We start from the raw sequence: 16,804 nt of genomic DNA on the forward strand, positions 1-16,804 counted from the left end.
AATCGCATTATGTGATATGGGGTATCTTTCTTTTGTAAATTGTACAAGCCGGTGCAATGACTATTTTGTTATTATTTGATGAATAATATCAGTGTGTCATAATTCAAATTAATAACCTTAAGGTAAATCGGTTATATTTAAACTGAATTAAAGTAATAAATAATATTCTTATAATATATGCAAAAGTAACAAATTGGCTTGGTATTTAACAATAACCGAATAGAAAACAACCATTTCCGACTCAACAATCGCTTACATTCGCTTATATATTGACCACAACTGATACATCAGATTATGTGATGATTCGTGCTTAGATCAATTTTGACAATCATTAGCGACAAGATTAATAAACCATCTATATCAATTTACCCATACTATTCTGCCGTTCAAGAAATCGCCGAACAGTTATTTTTAACAAATTTTTCTCTTCCCATTGACTTTCCCGGATACCTTGTCTGACCTAAGGTGCGCGGAAGCCACTTTTTCCTTCCTGAGTTATCCACAAAGTTATGCACTTGCAAGAGGGCCATTTTCACACTATCTTGCAGTGAATCCCAAACATACCCCCTATATATAGTGTTCTAAGCAGCTTCCCTCACTACAGGTAGTCTGCATGAAACTATTGCGGAAAGAATTCCAAAAACAGGTACGACATACATGAATCAGAATCTGCTGGTGACAAAGCGCGACGGTAGCACAGAGCGCATCAATCTCGACAAAATCCATCGCGTTCTGGATTGGGCGGCAGAAGGACTGCATAACGTTTCGATTTCCCAGGTCGAGCTGCGCTCCCACATTCAGTTTTATGACGGTATCAAGACCTCTGACATCCACGAAACCATTATCAAGGCTGCCGCAGACCTGATCTCCCGTGATGCGCCGGATTATCAGTATCTCGCCGCGCGCCTGGCAATTTTCCACCTGCGTAAAAAAGCCTATGGCCAGTTTGAGCCGCCTGCGCTGTACGACCACGTGGTGAAAATGGTCGAGATGGGCAAATACGATAATCATCTGCTGGAAGACTACACGGAAGAAGAGTTCAAGCAGATGGACACGTTTATCGATCACGACCGTGATATGACCTTCTCTTATGCTGCCGTTAAGCAGCTGGAAGGCAAATATCTGGTACAGAACCGCGTGACCGGCGAAATCTATGAGAGCGCCCAGTTCCTCTATATTCTGGTTGCTGCGTGCCTGTTCTCGAACTACCCGCGTGAAACGCGCCTGCAATACGTGAAGCGTTTTTACGACGCGGTTTCCACATTTAAAATTTCGCTGCCGACGCCAATCATGTCCGGCGTGCGTACCCCGACTCGTCAGTTCAGCTCCTGCGTGCTGATTGAGTGCGGCGACAGCCTGGATTCCATCAACGCCACCTCCAGCGCGATTGTTAAATACGTTTCCCAGCGTGCCGGGATCGGCATTAACGCCGGGCGTATTCGTGCGCTGGGTAGCCCGATTCGCGGTGGCGAAGCATTCCACACCGGTTGTATTCCGTTCTACAAACATTTCCAGACGGCAGTGAAATCCTGCTCTCAGGGCGGTGTGCGCGGCGGTGCGGCAACACTTTTCTACCCTATGTGGCATCTGGAAGTGGAAAGCCTGCTGGTGTTGAAAAACAACCGTGGGGTTGAAGGCAACCGCGTGCGTCATATGGACTACGGGGTACAAATCAACAAACTGATGTATACCCGTCTGCTGAAAGGTGAAGATATCACCCTGTTCAGCCCGTCCGACGTACCGGGGCTGTACGACGCATTCTTCGCCGATCAGGAAGAGTTTGAACGTCTGTACACCAAATATGAGAAAGACGACAGCATCCGCAAACAGCGTGTGAAAGCCGTTGAGCTGTTCTCGCTGATGATGCAGGAACGTGCGTCTACCGGTCGTATCTATATTCAGAACGTAGACCACTGCAATACCCACAGCCCGTTTGATCCGGCTATTGCACCAGTGCGCCAGTCTAACCTGTGCCTGGAAATCGCCCTGCCGACCAAACCGCTGAACGACGTCAACGACGAGAACGGTGAAATCGCGCTGTGTACGCTTTCTGCTTTCAACCTGGGTGCAATTAACAGCCTGGATGAACTGGAAGAGCTGGCGATTCTGGCGGTTCGTGCACTCGACGCGCTGCTGGACTATCAGGATTACCCGATCCCGGCCGCCAAACGCGGGGCGATGGGTCGTCGTACACTGGGTATTGGTGTGATCAACTTCGCTTACTACCTGGCGAAGCACGGTAAACGCTACTCCGACGGCAGCGCCAACAACCTGACGCATAAAACCTTCGAAGCCATCCAGTATTACCTGCTGAAAGCGTCTAATGAGCTGGCGAAAGAGCAAGGAGCGTGCCCGTGGTTTAACGAAACCACTTACGCGAAAGGGATCCTGCCGATCGATACCTATAAGAAAGATCTGGATGCCATCGCTAATGAGCCGCTGCATTACGACTGGGAAGCACTGCGTGAGTCAATCAAAACGCACGGTCTGCGTAACTCCACGCTTTCTGCTCTGATGCCGTCAGAGACTTCTTCGCAGATCTCTAACGCCACTAACGGTATTGAACCGCCGCGCGGTTACGTCAGCATCAAAGCGTCGAAAGACGGTATTCTTCGCCAGGTGGTGCCGGACTACGAGCACCTGCACGACGCCTATGAGCTGCTGTGGGAAATGCCGGGTAACGATGGCTACCTGCAACTGGTGGGGATCATGCAGAAATTTATCGATCAGTCGATCTCTGCTAACACCAACTACGATCCATCACGCTTCCCGTCAGGAAAAGTGCCGATGCAGCAGTTGCTGAAAGACCTGCTCACCGCCTACAAATTCGGGGTCAAAACGCTGTATTATCAGAACACCCGTGACGGTGCTGAAGACGCACAAGACGATCTGGTGCCGTCAATTCAGGATGATGGCTGCGAAAGCGGCGCATGTAAGATCTGATATTGAGATGCCGGATGCGGCGTAACGCTTTATCCGGCATTAAACCCCAACAGGACACATTCATGGCATATACCACCTTTTCACAGACGAAAAATGATCAGCTCAAAGAACCGATGTTCTTTGGTCAGCCGGTCAACGTGGCTCGCTACGATCAGCAAAAATATGACATCTTCGAAAAGCTGATCGAAAAGCAGCTCTCTTTCTTCTGGCGTCCGGAAGAAGTTGACGTTTCTCGCGACCGTATCGATTACCAGGCACTGCCTGAACACGAGAAACACATCTTTATCAGCAACCTGAAATATCAGACGCTGCTAGATTCCATTCAGGGTCGTAGCCCGAACGTGGCGCTGCTGCCGCTGATCTCGATCCCGGAACTGGAAACCTGGGTAGAAACCTGGGCATTCTCAGAAACGATTCATTCCCGTTCCTATACTCATATCATTCGTAATATCGTTAACGATCCGTCGGTTGTGTTTGACGATATCGTCACTAACGAGCAGATCCAGAAACGTGCGGAAGGGATCTCCAGCTATTACGATGAGCTGATCGAAATGACCAGCTACTGGCATCTGCTGGGCGAAGGCACCCACACCGTTAACGGTAAAACCGTGACCGTTAGCCTGCGCGAGCTGAAGAAAAAACTGTATCTCTGCCTGATGAGCGTTAACGCGCTGGAAGCGATCCGCTTCTACGTCAGCTTTGCTTGTTCCTTTGCCTTTGCAGAACGCGAACTGATGGAAGGTAACGCCAAAATTATTCGTCTGATTGCCCGCGACGAAGCCCTGCACCTGACCGGTACTCAGCATATGCTGAATCTGCTGCGCAGCGGTGCAGATGATCCGGAGATGGCGGAAATTGCCGAAGAATGTAAGCAGGAGTGCTATGACCTGTTTGTCCAGGCGGCACAGCAAGAGAAAGACTGGGCAGATTATCTGTTCCGTGACGGTTCGATGATTGGTCTGAATAAAGACATTCTCTGCCAGTACGTTGAATACATCACCAATATCCGCATGCAGGCAGTCGGTTTGGATCTGCCGTTCCAGACACGCTCCAACCCGATCCCGTGGATCAACACCTGGCTGGTGTCTGATAACGTACAGGTTGCTCCGCAGGAAGTGGAAGTCAGTTCTTATCTGGTCGGGCAGATTGACTCGGAAGTGGACACCGACGATTTGAGTAACTTCCAGCTCTGATGGCTCGCGTTACCCTGCGCATCACTGGCACACAACTGCTGTGCCAGGATGAACACCCTTCCCTTCTGGCGGCGCTGGAATCCCACAATGTGGCGGTTGAGTACCAGTGCCGCGAAGGTTACTGCGGTTCCTGTCGCACACGCCTTGTTGCAGGCCAGGTGGACTGGATTGCCGAACCGTTAGCCTTTATTCAGCCGGGGGAAATTTTGCCCTGTTGTTGCCGGGCAAAAGGCGATATTGAAATCGAGATGTGAATTGGTTGTAGTGCCAGATGCGACGCTTACGCGTCTTATCTGGCCTACGTGATTACATGGCGTAGTAATACGCTTTCACCTGCTGCCAGTCGGCGGGAGGAATGGGAGATAAATACTTCTCCAGTTGGGCGAAATCATGCTGAGCTGCTTTTTGACGACGCAATCGGCGGCGACTTTTTTCCAGATCAAGAAACCCTGCTTCCGCCACCCCCTCCGTTTTCACATAAATATGACGAACGTAGCAACAGCCATGCTGACGCTTGACGCTATGCATTTTTTTAAACGCTTGTGCCACCGCTTGTAGCATTGCTTCACGCACGTCGTCCGGGTAAGGAGTAATAGCATGTTGTATATACCAGTCCGCAATACTGGTGAAACCAGTCATATCCTCGGTAACCAGTAGCGCCCGCCATTCCCCTTCTCGTTTGATTGCTTTACCAAATACGATTTTCGGCACGATAACGCCCGCGCGCTCTAAATCGTTTATCACCTCAATCTCTCGCACAATCGTCGGGCGACCAAAGGGATAGCGCAGCGAATGAAAGAGATGCTGAGTCATTCGCTTCACATAAAGCTTTTTACCATCGCGCTCTACACACTGGACACCACTCATACCATTACGTCGATAATTTGGTTCTTCGACCCAGTCTCCTGTGGTCGCCCACCAACGTTCAAATTGTTCGTCTTCCGTTCCTGACACCATTACTTACCATCCGTCACTATATGCACGTTAATTATCAGGATGGAAATATAAAGTGTTGCCTTAAGAAATCCTTAAGATTTTTGTGTACAAAAATGGACTTGTTACAGAAGCAAAGCGGCATTCCGGGCAGGCCGGAATGCCGAAGGTGGGATTATTTCTGTTGTTGCAGGAAGTTAACCGCTTTATCCGGGAAGTCAGTGAACAAACCATTCACTCCGGCTTTGTTATACAAAATGTCATAAAGCTGATTCACATTCGTCGTGTAGGTTGGCAGTTGGTCGGCCCGCACGGTATAAGGATGCACCACCAGATTGTTATGCTGAGCATCTTTTACCATCCCGGTAAGCTGAATATTTCCCGGCTGGGATTTCTCTTCAATCAGCATATGGTAATCCGGCCCGATACCGTCGGCATATTCCGCGACTTGCTTCATGGCCCCCGGCTTGAACATCCAGTCATAGCTGTAATTAACCCAACTTCCGTCCGGCTGTTTCTGCTGCGTTTCATTCCAGTCGGTATAGGCAATCAGCTGTACAAGATTGAGGTCCATGCCCATTTTCGGTTCCAGCTCATTTTTAATGCGTTTCAGCTCATCAGCATCAAAACATTGCAAATAAACTTTGTCGTCCTTACCGGTGTAACCATATTTCTTCAGCACTTCCAGCGTTTTTGCCGCAATATCCTTCCCTTCCTGATGGTGGAACCACGGCGCTTTAATTTCTGGATAGATACCGATATTTTTCCCGGTGGAGTGATTTAACCCCTGAACAAATTCAATCTCTTCTTCAAAGGTGTGCACCCGGAAGTCAGACTTACCCATTGGGAAACGCCCCGGATAAGTCTGCACTTTTTTACCGTTCTCAATATCGAAACCTTCGGTAAATTTCAGTGACTTAATTTCATCGAGCGTGAAATCTATCGCGTAGTAACGACCGTCTTTGCGTGCCCTGTCCGGGAAACGATCGGCGACATCAGTAACACGATCGAGATAGTGGTCGTGCAGAACAACCAGATGATCGTCTTTGGTCATCACCAAATCCTGTTCCAGATAATCCGCTCCCTGCGCATACGCCATCGCTTTTGCTGGCAGCGTATGCTCCGGCAAATATCCACTGGCACCCCGATGGGCGATCACTATTTTTTCACTACTGTCTGCCGCCATTGCACTGCTTCCCATGACCATAGTGCTCATCATGATCGCCATGCTAAGGTTTTTCAGCGTCAATTTCATGCCATTAGCCTCCATTGCGTTTTTGCAGTAATTGTTCATGGCGACGTTTTTCGCCAATCATCACAACAATCAACAAGATAACCGCCAGAATGCTGCCGCCAATCATTACCATAAAGCCGCCATCCCAGCCGAAGAAGTCCACGGTGTAGCCAACAATTGCACTCGCAGCAACCGATCCCCCCAGGTAACCAAACAGCCCGGTAAAGCCCGCTGCCGTACCTGCCGCTTTTTTCGGTGCCAGTTCCAGAGCATGCAGACCGATCAGCATCACAGGCCCGTAGATCAGGAAGCCGATAACAATCATACAAATCATATCTACGGTTGGGTTGCCTGCCGGGTTCATCCAGTAAACGATAGTTGCGATGGTCACCAGTGTCATAAAGAAGACGCCGGTTGCCCCACGGTTACCGCGGAAGACTTTGTCCGACATCCAGCCACACAACAGGGTGCCCGGAATGCCCGCATACTCATAGAAGAAGTAGGCCCAGGAGGATTTATCCAGCGCGAAATGCTTAACCTCTTTCAGATAAGTCGGTGACCAGTCGAGGATGCCGTAACGCAGCAGATAAACGAACACGTTGGCGATGGCGATATACCACAGCAGTTTGTTCGGCAGTACGTACTGCATAAAAATCTGCTTTGCAGTCAGTTCCTGCTCCGCTTTTTCGTTATAGTCGTCCGGGTAATCATTTTTGTACTCTTCAATTGGCGGCAGACCACAGGATTGCGGGGTATCGCGCATCATCGCAAAGGCGAACAGTGCCACCAGAATGGCGCAGAAAGCGGGCATATAGAGGGCCGCGTGCCAGTCATTGAACCAGGCCATCCCCAGCAGGAACAGCAGCGGCGGAATACCACCACCGACGTTGTGCGCACAGTTCCACACCGACACAATGCCGCCACGTTCTTTCTGCGACCACCAGTGCACCATAGTACGACCACACGGCGGCCACCCCATCCCCTGGAACCAGCCGCAGAGGAACAGCAGCACAAACATAACCGCAATGCTCGACGTCGCCCACGGCACAAAGCCCATAAACAACATCACTGCCGCCGCCAGAATTAAACCTGCGGGGAGGAAAACGCGCGGATTCGAGCGATCCGACACCGAGCCCATGATAAATTTCGAAAATCCGTAGGCAATAGAGATCCCCGAAAGGGCAAAACCTAAATCACCACGCGAGAAGCCCTGCTCTACCAGGTACGGCATAGCGAGGGCAAAGTTCTTACGCACCAGATAGTACGCGGCATAGCCAAAGAAAATCCCCAGGAAAATCTGCCAGCGCAATCGACGATAAGTCGGATCAATCTCCGCAGCGGGTAAGCGCGCTTTGTGTGGCGCAGGTTTAAAAATACTTAACATGTTTTGTCCCCATGACATCTGTTTTCTTAGAAATAACAGCGCGGTATGTAAATCCTGGTCGCCGCTTTTGTGTGGCCGCGATGTTAAATAACTATTCACAATATGAATGTGAATTACCGCACATATTATTGAAATCGATTGTTTAAATGCTCATAAAGGCGCACAAAATCACACATCGCTTTCGATATTTGAGCGAATATGCGCGAAATCAAACAAAGCATCAGATTTGTATGGCTAAATGGTAAGAAACGAACTTTTGAGGGATAACAATGAAAACTCGCGACTCGCAAACAGGTGACGTGATTATCATTGGCGGCGGCGCAACGGGAGCCGGGATTGCCCGCGACTGTGCCCTGCGCGGGCTGCGCGTGATTTTGGTTGAGCGCCACGACATCGCAACAGGCGCCACCGGGCGTAATCACGGGCTATTGCACAGCGGCGCACGCTATGCGGTAACGGATGCGGAATCGGCCCGCGAATGCATTAGTGAAAACCAGATACTGAAACGTATTGCGCGTCACTGCGTTGAACCAACCAACGGCCTGTTTATCACCCTGCCGGAAGATGACCTCTCCTTCCAGGCCACTTTTATTCAGGCCTGCGAAGAAGCAGGGATCAGCGCAGAAGCGATTGATCCGCAGCAAGCGCGCATTATCGAACCTGCCGTTAACCCGGCACTGATTGGCGCGGTGAAAGTTCCGGATGGCACTGTTGATCCATTTCGTCTGACCGCAGCAAACATGCTGGATGCCAAAGAACACGGTGCCGTTATCCTTACCGCTCATGAAGTCACGGGACTGATTCGTGAAGGCGCGACGGTGTGCGGCGTTCGTGTACGTAACCATCTCACCGGCGAAACCCAGGCACTCCATGCGCCTGTCGTTGTGAACGCTGCCGGGATCTGGGGGCAACATATCGCCGAATATGCCGATCTGCGCATTCGCATGTTCCCGGCGAAAGGATCGCTGCTGATCATGGATCACCGTATTAACCAGCATGTGATCAACCGCTGCCGTAAACCTTCTGACGCCGATATTCTGGTGCCTGGCGATACCATTTCGCTGATTGGCACCACCTCATTACGTATTGATTATGATGAGATCGACGATAACCGGGTCACGGCAGAAGAAGTCGATATTCTGCTGCGTGAAGGGGAAAAACTGGCACCCGTTATGGCGAAAACACGCATTTTGCGGGCCTACTCTGGCGTGCGCCCGCTGGTTGCCAGCGATGACGACCCGAGCGGACGTAACGTCAGTCGTGGTATCGTGCTGCTCGACCATGCTGAACGCGATGGTCTGGACGGATTTATCACCATCACCGGTGGCAAACTGATGACCTATCGGCTGATGGCGGAATGGGCTACCGACGCGGTATGTCGCAAGCTGGGCAACACGCGCCCCTGTACGACCGCCGATCTGGCACTTCCAGGTTCACAGGAACCCGCTGAAGTTACCTTGCGTAAAGTGATCTCCCTGCCTGCCCCGCTGCGCGGTTCTGCGGTTTATCGTCATGGCGATCGCACGCCTGCCTGGCTGAGCGAAGGCCGTCAGCACCGTAGCCTGGTATGTGAGTGCGAAGCGGTAACTGCGGGTGAAGTGCAGTACGCGGTAGAAAATTTAAACGTTAATAGCCTGCTGGATTTACGCCGTCGTACCCGTGTGGGGATGGGTACCTGCCAGGGCGAACTCTGCGCCTGCCGCGCTGCCGGACTGCTGCAACGATTTAACGTCACGACGTCCGCGCAATCTATCGAGCAACTTTCCACCTTCCTTAACGAACGCTGGAAAGGCGTGCAACCCATCGCCTGGGGAGATGCACTGCGCGAAAGCGAATTTACCCGCTGGGTTTATCAGGGATTGTGTGGTCTGGAGAAGGAGCAGAAAGATGCGCTTTGATACTGTCATTATGGGCGGCGGCCTCGCCGGATTACTCTGTGGCCTGCAACTGCAAAAACACGGCCTGCGCTGTGCCATTGTCACGCGTGGTCAAAGCGCGCTGCATTTCTCTTCCGGTTCGCTGGATTTGCTGAGCCATCTGCCAGATGGTCAAGCTGTGACAGACATTCACAGTGGACTGGAATCTTTGCGTCAGCAGGCACCTGCCCATCCTTACTCTCTTCTCGGGCCACAACGCGTGCTCGATCTCGCTTGCCAGGCGCAGGCATTAATCGCTGAAAGCGGTGCGCAATTGCAGGGCAGCGTAGAACAGGCTCACCAGCGGATTACGCCGCTCGGCACTCTGCGCTCTACCTGGTTAAGTTCGCCAGAAGTTCCCGTCTGGCCGCTACCCGCGAAGAAGATATGTGTAGTGGGGATAAGCGGGCTGATGGATTTTCAGGCGCATCTTGCGGCGGCTTCGTTGCGCGAACTGGATCTTTCGGTTGAAACTGCTGAAATTGAACTGCCGGAACTGGATGTGCTACGCAACAACGCCACCGAGTTTCGCGCGGTGAATATCGCCCGTTTCCTTGATAACGAAGAGAACTGGTCGCTATTACTTGATGCACTTATTCCTGTCGCCAATACCTGCGAAATGATCCTGATGCCCGCCTGCTTCGGCCTGGCCGATGACAAACTGTGGCATTGGTTGAATGAAAAACTACCTTGTTCACTGATGCTTTTGCCAACGCTGCCGCCATCCGTGCTGGGCATTCGTCTGCAAAACCAGTTACAGCGCCAGTTTGTGCGCCAGGGTGGCGTGTGGATGCCGGGCGATGAAGTGAAAAAAGTGACCTGTAAAAATGGCATGGTGAATGAAATCTGGACCCGCAATCACGCCGATATCCCGCTGCGTCCACGCTTTGCCGTGCTCGCCAGCGGCAGTTTCTTTAGTGGCGGACTGGTAGCGGAACGTGAAGGCATTCGTGAGCCGATTGTCGGCCTTGATGTGCTACAAACCGCCACGCGGGGTGAATGGTATAAGGGCGATTTTTTTGCGCCGCAACCGTGGCAGCAATTCGGTGTAACCACTGATGAGGCACTACGCCCGTCACAGGCAGGGAAAACCATTGAGAACCTGTTTGCCATCGGTTCGGTGCTGGGCGGATTTGATCCCATCGCCCAGGGATGCGGCGGCGGAGTTTGTGCCGTCAGTGCTTTACATGCCGCTCAACAGATTGCCCAACGCGCAGGAGGCCAACAATGAACGACACCAGCTTCGAAAACTGCATTAAGTGCACCGTCTGCACCACCGCCTGCCCGGTGAGCCGGGTGAATCCCAGCTATCCAGGGCCAAAACAAGCCGGGCCGGATGGCGAGCGTCTGCGTCTGAAAGATGGTGCACTGTATGACGAGGCACTGAAATATTGCATCAACTGCAAACGTTGCGAAGTCGCCTGCCCGTCCGATGTGAAGATTGGCGATATCATCCAGCGCGCGCGGGCGAAATATGACACCACGCGCCCGTCGTTGCGCAATTTTGTTTTAAGCCATACCGACCTGATGGGCAGCGTTTCCACGCCGTTCGCGCCGATCGTTAACACTGCAACCTCTTTGAAACCGGTGCGGCAGTTGCTTGATGCAGCCTTAAAAATCGATCACCGCCGCACGCTACCGAAATACTCCTTCGGTACGTTTCGTCGCTGGTATCGCAGCGTGGCGACCCAGCAAGCGCAGTATAAAGACCAGGTGGCTTTCTTCCACGGTTGCTTCGTTAACTACAACCATCCGCAGTTAGGCAAAGATTTAATTAAAGTGCTCAACGCGATGGGCACCGGCGTACAACTGCTGAGCAAAGAAAAATGTTGCGGCGTGCCGCTCATCGCCAACGGTTTTACCGATAAAGCACGTAAACAAGCAATCACGAATGTAGAGTCGATCCGCGAAGCGGTAGGGGTAAAAGGCATTCCGGTGATTGCCACCTCCTCAACCTGTACATTTGCCCTGCGTGACGAATACCCGGAAGTGCTGAATGTCGACAACAAAGGCTTGCGCGATCATATCGAACTGGCGACCCGCTGGCTGTGGCGCAAGCTGGACGAAGGCAAAACGTTACCGCTGAAATCGCTGCCGCTGAAAGTGGTTTATCACACACCATGCCATATGGAAAAAATGGGCTGGACGCTCTACACCCTGGAGCTGTTGCGTAAAATCCCGGGGCTTGAGTTAACGGTGCTGGATTCCCAGTGCTGCGGTATTGCCGGAACTTACGGTTTCAAAAAAGAGAACTACCCCACCTCACAAGCCATCGGTGCACCACTGTTCCGCCAGATAGAAGAAAGCGGCGCGGATCTGGTGGTCACCGACTGCGAAACCTGCAAATGGCAGATTGAGATGTCCACAAGCCTTCGCTGCGAACACCCAATTACACTGCTGGCAAAAGCGCTGGCTTAAGTGCCCTTCTGATGCCCGATGAGTTCATGGCTTATCGGGCATTTTTGCGTACACGGTTCCGTACCCAATGTATGCGTTGCATCGCAGTAAAAATACTTCTGAAAACCTCTCGCAAAGGCTAAAACTGCCAGATGTTATCGGCCTGCGATCCCCGTAATGTCCCGTCATCATAAATATCAGGTGACGGACAACCATGACCGAATCAACAACCTCCTCCCCGGATGCGGTATTTAAAACCTTTATGTTCTCGCCCGATACGGCGCGAGATTTTCTAGAAATACATCTACCAGAACCACTGCGCAAGCTCTGCGACCTGCAAACTTTACGCCTGGAACCCACCAGCTTTATTGAGAAAAGTTTACGCGCTTACTACTCGGATGTTTTGTGGTCGGTGGAAACCAGCGACGGTGACGGGTATATCTACTGCGTGATTGAACATCAAAGTTCCGCGGAAAAGAATATGGCTTTTCGGCTAATGCGCTATGCTACCGCCGCCATGCAGCGTCACCTGGATAAAGGCTATGACAGAGTCCCGCTGGTGGTGCCGTTGCTGTTTTATCACGGCGAAACCTCGCCCTACCCGTACTCACTCAACTGGCTGGATGAGTTTGATGATCCGCAACTTGCCCGGCAGTTGTACACCGAAGCTTTTCCGTTGGTGGATATCACCATCGTGCCTGACGATGAGATCATGCAACATCGGCGTATAGCTCTGCTTGAACTGATTCAAAAGCATATTCGCGACCGCGATTTAATCGGTATGGTCGACAGGATCACCACGCTTTTGGTTAGAGGCTTCACTAATGACAGCCAGCTACAAACGCTGTTTAATTATCTGCTGCAATGCGGCGATACCTCCCGTTTCACCCGTTTTATTCAGGAGATTGCCGAACGTTCACCACTACAAAAGGAGAGATTAATGACTATTGCTGAACGGCTACGGCAGGAAGGGCATCAAATTGGCTGGCAGGAAGGTAAGCTTGAAGGCTGGCAGGAGGGTAAATTAGAAGGTTTGCAGCAAGGCATGCATGAACAAGCCATTAAAATTGCCTTACGCATGCTGGAACAGGGCATCGATCATGACCTGGTGCTCGCAGCCACCCAGCTAAGCGAAGCCGATCTGGCAGCCAATAACCACTAATTAACACAGGCCCACGTGCAATTCCCCGTGGGCCTTTGATATTAATAACTACCTTTTATTTGTGGCCCATTTTTGCCTGATTTAAACATCGCCAGTCGTTGATCCAGGGCATCGCTGTAGAGCATCGTGCCAACGCCAACAGCGACAAAGTTCGCTTCCCACGTCAGGCATTGCTGCGCCATATCAGGAGCCACAGCCAGAAAACCAACCGCTTTACCCGCAGCGCAGATCCGCCGAACGCTTAGGTCATTAAGCAGCACATAGGCCGTGCTTTTAGGGATCCCCAATGTGTCAATGATCATCGCAGCACTACAGGGACCAATGCGGGCAATCAAATTGAGAATATCGATAGCCCGTGTCAGGGCGGGAACTTTGCTTGATTCCAATATACTGGACTCCAGTCTTAGACACTGGAACCAGTCTGGTCACTCAGAGGGAGTAAAATTGTGAAGCGCATTAAATCCCGCTCCTCGTCCAGCGGACTGGAGAAATTACGCACAAATTCGTGAATAAGCGTACGGATTTTTTCTTATATAACACAACAGGTTGGATAGGTTTTCGATGGAAGGAATGTGCCGGTGCAGTAAACCGGCACAGAGTGGCGGAATCAGACGGATAAGGTCATGGACTCAACAACCTCAATCCAGCCATGCTCGCTGGCAATATCCTGACCGCTCAGCCAACGGCGCAGCATATTAAGCGCCATCATTGCGCAGACTTCCTGGCGAATAGCCAGGCTGTAGCGCGTAGTGCTAAAACGCACACGCAAAGCGAAAGTGCCGTCTGGCGTGGCTAGCGCAAAGTTGAGATGTTCGTTCTCGAAACCAGAAACAGCCAGTGCCAGCCCGGCAAAATGGTTGGCCCGCCGTTCTGTAATCCAGTGCGCAGTTTGCGCCAGGGTTTCTTCCTGTGAAGGAACCACTTCACACGCCAGCAGCGGCGCACCTGCGCGAGAAAGTTGCAGAGCCATTAAACCACCGGTGAATTGCTCACTCAATGTCAGGCTGAACTGACGGCTTTGCAATTCGCGACTGATCTGCGCGGGCAGTCCTTCGGTGCCTTCGAAAATCACGCTCTGTCCGGCAACACGTTTAACGTCCAGCCACAGTTTTTCCATCGCCTGTTCCTCGCTTGCCGGTCCGGTGAGTTTCAGTTCGATAATCGGCATTGAGGAGCGATAGCCCATTGTTACACCCGGCGGCAGTTGCAGGGAGTCCAGGCTTTGTGCCAGATCGCTTTCCGAACGACCAAAGGTAGTCAAACGCAGGCAAACCGGCGGCTGTGGTAAAGAAAAACGCTCGCGCAGGCGCGGCAGGATTTCGTGCTCGACCATCACCTTAAATTCTGACGGTACGCCGGGGGTAAAGAACATCAGGCAACGATTAAGCTGCACGGCAAAACCACAGGCGGTGCCTACTGGGTTATTGATAAATTCAGCACTGGCAGGCAGCTCCGCTTGTTTACGGTTGCTCGGTGCCATTACTCGTCCACGCTCATGGAAATAGCGTTCCATCTCTTTGAGCCAGGCTTCATGCAGCACCAGGCCTTCACCTTTTGCTGTCGCAGCAGCGAGTGCGCTTAAATCATCACTGGTCGGTCCCAGCCCGCCGTTAACGATCAGCACATCGGCGTGCTGACTACGTTCGCGAAGAATGGTCACTAAATCATCAAGTTTATCCCCCACCGTATTGCGGCGAGATAATGGCAACCCTTGATGAAAGAAAAAATCGGCCAGCCATGCCGCATTGGTATCGACGATCTGCCCGTGTAACACTTCATCCCCGGTGGATAACATTTCCACTGTTAACATGGTTATCTCCTGCTTTTGTTATCGAATCACTATAACGCAAAGGGAGATAAGGCGTAGTAAGAAACTGAATGGCGCGACAGAAGGCCGCGCCGGAAGGCATCAGAAACTGGCGTTAACGCCAACATATGGACCGTCAGCGATGGCGTTATCGCGATGACCATCTTTACCTGCCAGATTGAGGTAGCGATAACCAGCCTCAATGCTGAGCGGACGCATAATGGTGAAACGCGCCCCAGCGTTAGCTTCCTGGTAGCTGTCGATGCCACTGGAAAGCGAGTCCGGGGAGTAATAATACTCACCAAACAGACGGAAGCTGTCGCCAATCTGCCACTGCAAACCACCACCAACAGCAGCGGCATAGCCTTCCTCACCATCATTCGGATTGGTATAAATACCTTTACCGCCAACAGTCGCTAACAGCGGCCCCACTGGCAAATTCAGCCCCAGTCCAAGGCCTGCAACGTCGCCATCGTCGTCGCTATGTGTCCAGTTACCGCTCAGTGCGAGACCACTGGATTCCGTTCCTAAACCGACGCCGACATTGGTGTAGTCTTTACCCGCCTGACCGCTGATACTGATAGCATTCGCCGAAGCGGAGATTAACAACATGCCCATCAGCGCGGCAATTGCATTTTTTTTCATCGTTACCCTTTTAAAATCATCAATAAACTTCCCAAAAATCGCGGGGATTGTACTGACAGTTGCAAAGGAATCAATGATCTAATCTGGCGATCTAATCGCGAATTGTAACTAAGTAATTCCTGAATCAGGCTGTTATGCATGGGTTTAAAACAGCAATAGTCTTCCCTTTCATCATCACATAACTTCCCGTATTCTTTTTGTTCATTACATCGACATCGAGGAGTGAATCGTGCGTCAAAGGACTATTGTTTGCCCATTAATTCAAAATGATGGCGCTTATCTGCTGTGTAAGATGGCGGATGATCGAGGTGTGTTTCCAGGTCAATGGGCGTTATCGGGTGGTGGCGTTGAACCAGGTGAACGTATCGAAGACGCTCTGCGCCAGGAGATTCGCGAAGAATTGGGCGATAAGTTAATTCTGCAAAAGATCACCCCGTGGACATTCAGTGACGACGTGCGTATGAAAACCTATGCTGATGGCACAAAGGAAGAGATTTACATGATCTACCTGATATTTGATTGTGTCTCCGCTAACCGGGAAATCACCATTAATGAAGAGTTTCAGGATTTTGCCTGGGTGAAACCACAAGATTTAGCACAATATGATTTAAATGTTGCGACACGAAAAACATTAAGTCTGAAAGGTTTGCTGTAACAAAATATGACAGCCATTAATGGCTGTCATCGCTACTGATTAATACCTGACGAATTCTCCGTCAAGAAACAATTTTCCATTTTCGACATGCATCACTAAACCATCAAGATAATCAGGGGAAAATTTAACATCTCGCTTATCTTTTGCTATATAGCTCAGACAATGATTATGGGTGAAAATAATGATGTTCTTATCTGGCGATCTCATTTGCACATCATTAATTGCACTGTAAATAGCTTTTCCACATTGCTGAAATTTTTTATCTACAGTCACTTTTTTATCAGTTGCGAACCAGGTCGCAGACTGGATAGTACGAACAGTATCACTGGCATAAAGGTCATACTTTTTAATATCGGTCGTTAATTCCTTTCCAAGTGAGCGGGCATCATTAGCGCCTTTAACAGTGATCCCGGTCTTATCAGACAGGCACTCATTACTGGAACGATCACAACGCTCTGCACTGATGAATCCCCTAATGATTTTGGTAAAAATCATTAAGTTAAGGTGGATACACATCTTGTCATATGATCAAATG

The 16,804-nt window shown here is 50.9% G+C and carries 13 protein-coding genes and 2 pseudogenes; 8 read left to right on the top strand and 7 right to left on the bottom strand.

Features of this window, described 5'->3' with window-relative positions; genetic code table 11:
• The first annotated feature begins 657 nt into the window (after positions 1-657).
• The 3 genes from nrdA to yfaE all read left to right on the top strand — a co-directional run bounded on the left by nrdA (position 658) and on the right by yfaE (position 4,390).
• Positions 658-2,943 carry a class 1a ribonucleoside-diphosphate reductase subunit alpha gene (nrdA, locus tag K0335_RS18385; RefSeq protein WP_001075170.1) on the top strand — a complete coding sequence of 762 codons (2,286 nt, stop codon included), beginning with the start codon at positions 658-660 and terminating at the stop codon, positions 2,941-2,943.
• Between the two features lie 62 nt (positions 2,944-3,005).
• A complete protein-coding gene (gene nrdB, locus K0335_RS18390) occupies positions 3,006-4,136 on the top strand; it encodes a class Ia ribonucleoside-diphosphate reductase subunit beta (RefSeq protein WP_000332037.1) in 1,131 nt (376 codons plus the stop codon).
• Complete coding sequence (gene yfaE / locus K0335_RS18395; protein ID WP_000135040.1) at positions 4,136-4,390, top strand: ferredoxin-like diferric-tyrosyl radical cofactor maintenance protein YfaE; 255 nt, start codon at positions 4,136-4,138, stop codon at positions 4,388-4,390. The genes nrdB and yfaE overlap by 1 nt, the downstream gene beginning before the upstream one ends.
• A 52-nt stretch (positions 4,391-4,442) precedes the next feature.
• Here yfaE and inaA read toward each other — a convergent pair whose 3' ends face one another.
• From inaA to glpT, 3 genes are all read right to left on the bottom strand, one after another.
• Complete coding sequence (gene inaA / locus K0335_RS18400; RefSeq protein ID WP_104919506.1) at positions 4,443-5,093, bottom strand: lipopolysaccharide kinase InaA; 651 nt, start codon at positions 5,091-5,093, stop codon at positions 4,443-4,445.
• A 151-nt stretch (positions 5,094-5,244) separates the two neighbouring features.
• A complete protein-coding gene (gene glpQ / locus K0335_RS18405; RefSeq protein WP_000779116.1) occupies positions 5,245-6,324 on the bottom strand; it encodes a glycerophosphodiester phosphodiesterase in 1,080 nt (359 codons plus the stop codon).
• A gap of 4 nt (positions 6,325-6,328) precedes the next feature.
• The gene (glpT, locus tag K0335_RS18410) at positions 6,329-7,687 is read right to left on the bottom strand and encodes a glycerol-3-phosphate transporter (RefSeq protein WP_000948723.1); all 1,359 of its coding nucleotides are present in this window, start codon (positions 7,685-7,687) and stop codon (positions 6,329-6,331) included.
• A gap of 269 nt (positions 7,688-7,956) precedes the next feature.
• Here glpT and glpA point away from each other — a divergent pair, with 269 nt between their 5' ends.
• From glpA to K0335_RS18430, 4 genes are all read left to right on the top strand, one after another.
• Positions 7,957-9,585: an anaerobic glycerol-3-phosphate dehydrogenase subunit A gene (gene glpA / locus K0335_RS18415; protein ID WP_104919507.1), complete on the top strand. Its 1,629-nt coding sequence runs from the start codon at positions 7,957-7,959 to the stop codon at positions 9,583-9,585.
• A complete protein-coding gene (glpB, locus tag K0335_RS18420; RefSeq protein WP_001209889.1) occupies positions 9,575-10,834 on the top strand; it encodes a glycerol-3-phosphate dehydrogenase subunit GlpB in 1,260 nt (419 codons plus the stop codon). The genes glpA and glpB overlap by 11 nt, the downstream gene beginning before the upstream one ends.
• A complete protein-coding gene (gene glpC / locus K0335_RS18425; protein WP_104919508.1) occupies positions 10,831-12,021 on the top strand; it encodes an anaerobic glycerol-3-phosphate dehydrogenase subunit GlpC in 1,191 nt (396 codons plus the stop codon). Before glpB ends, glpC begins: the two co-directional genes overlap by 4 nt.
• A gap of 193 nt (positions 12,022-12,214) precedes the next feature.
• Positions 12,215-13,162 (top strand): ISNCY family transposase, encoded by a 948-nt coding sequence (locus K0335_RS18430; RefSeq protein WP_219393998.1) that lies wholly within the window; start codon positions 12,215-12,217, stop codon positions 13,160-13,162.
• Positions 13,163-13,392: 230 nt separating this feature from the next.
• Here the strand turns inward: K0335_RS18430 and K0335_RS18440 are convergent.
• From K0335_RS18440 to K0335_RS18450, 3 genes and pseudogenes are all read right to left on the bottom strand, one after another.
• Positions 13,393-13,551, bottom strand: a pseudogene (locus K0335_RS18440) (helix-turn-helix domain-containing protein); the annotation flags it as partial.
• Between the two features lie 218 nt (positions 13,552-13,769).
• Entirely contained in the window at positions 13,770-14,972 is a 1,203-nt protein-coding gene (locus K0335_RS18445; RefSeq protein WP_104919511.1) for a nicotinamide mononucleotide deamidase-related protein YfaY, read from the bottom strand.
• A gap of 99 nt (positions 14,973-15,071) precedes the next feature.
• Positions 15,072-15,614 (bottom strand): YfaZ family protein, encoded by a 543-nt coding sequence (locus K0335_RS18450; RefSeq protein WP_000739003.1) that lies wholly within the window; start codon positions 15,612-15,614, stop codon positions 15,072-15,074.
• Between the two features lie 229 nt (positions 15,615-15,843).
• Between K0335_RS18450 and nudI the strand changes: the two genes are divergently transcribed.
• Positions 15,844-16,269 (top strand): nucleoside triphosphatase NudI, encoded by a 426-nt coding sequence (gene nudI, locus K0335_RS18455; protein WP_104919512.1) that lies wholly within the window; start codon positions 15,844-15,846, stop codon positions 16,267-16,269.
• A 39-nt stretch (positions 16,270-16,308) separates the two neighbouring features.
• Here the strand turns inward: nudI and K0335_RS18460 are convergent.
• Positions 16,309-16,737, bottom strand: a pseudogene (locus K0335_RS18460) (lipopolysaccharide core heptose(II)-phosphate phosphatase); the annotation flags it as partial.
• Positions 16,738-16,804 lie beyond the last annotated feature (67 nt).

The sequence above is a fragment of the Escherichia sp. GZ89 genome, from assembly GCF_019366485.1.
GTDB lineage: Bacteria > Pseudomonadota > Gammaproteobacteria > Enterobacterales > Enterobacteriaceae > Escherichia > Escherichia fergusonii.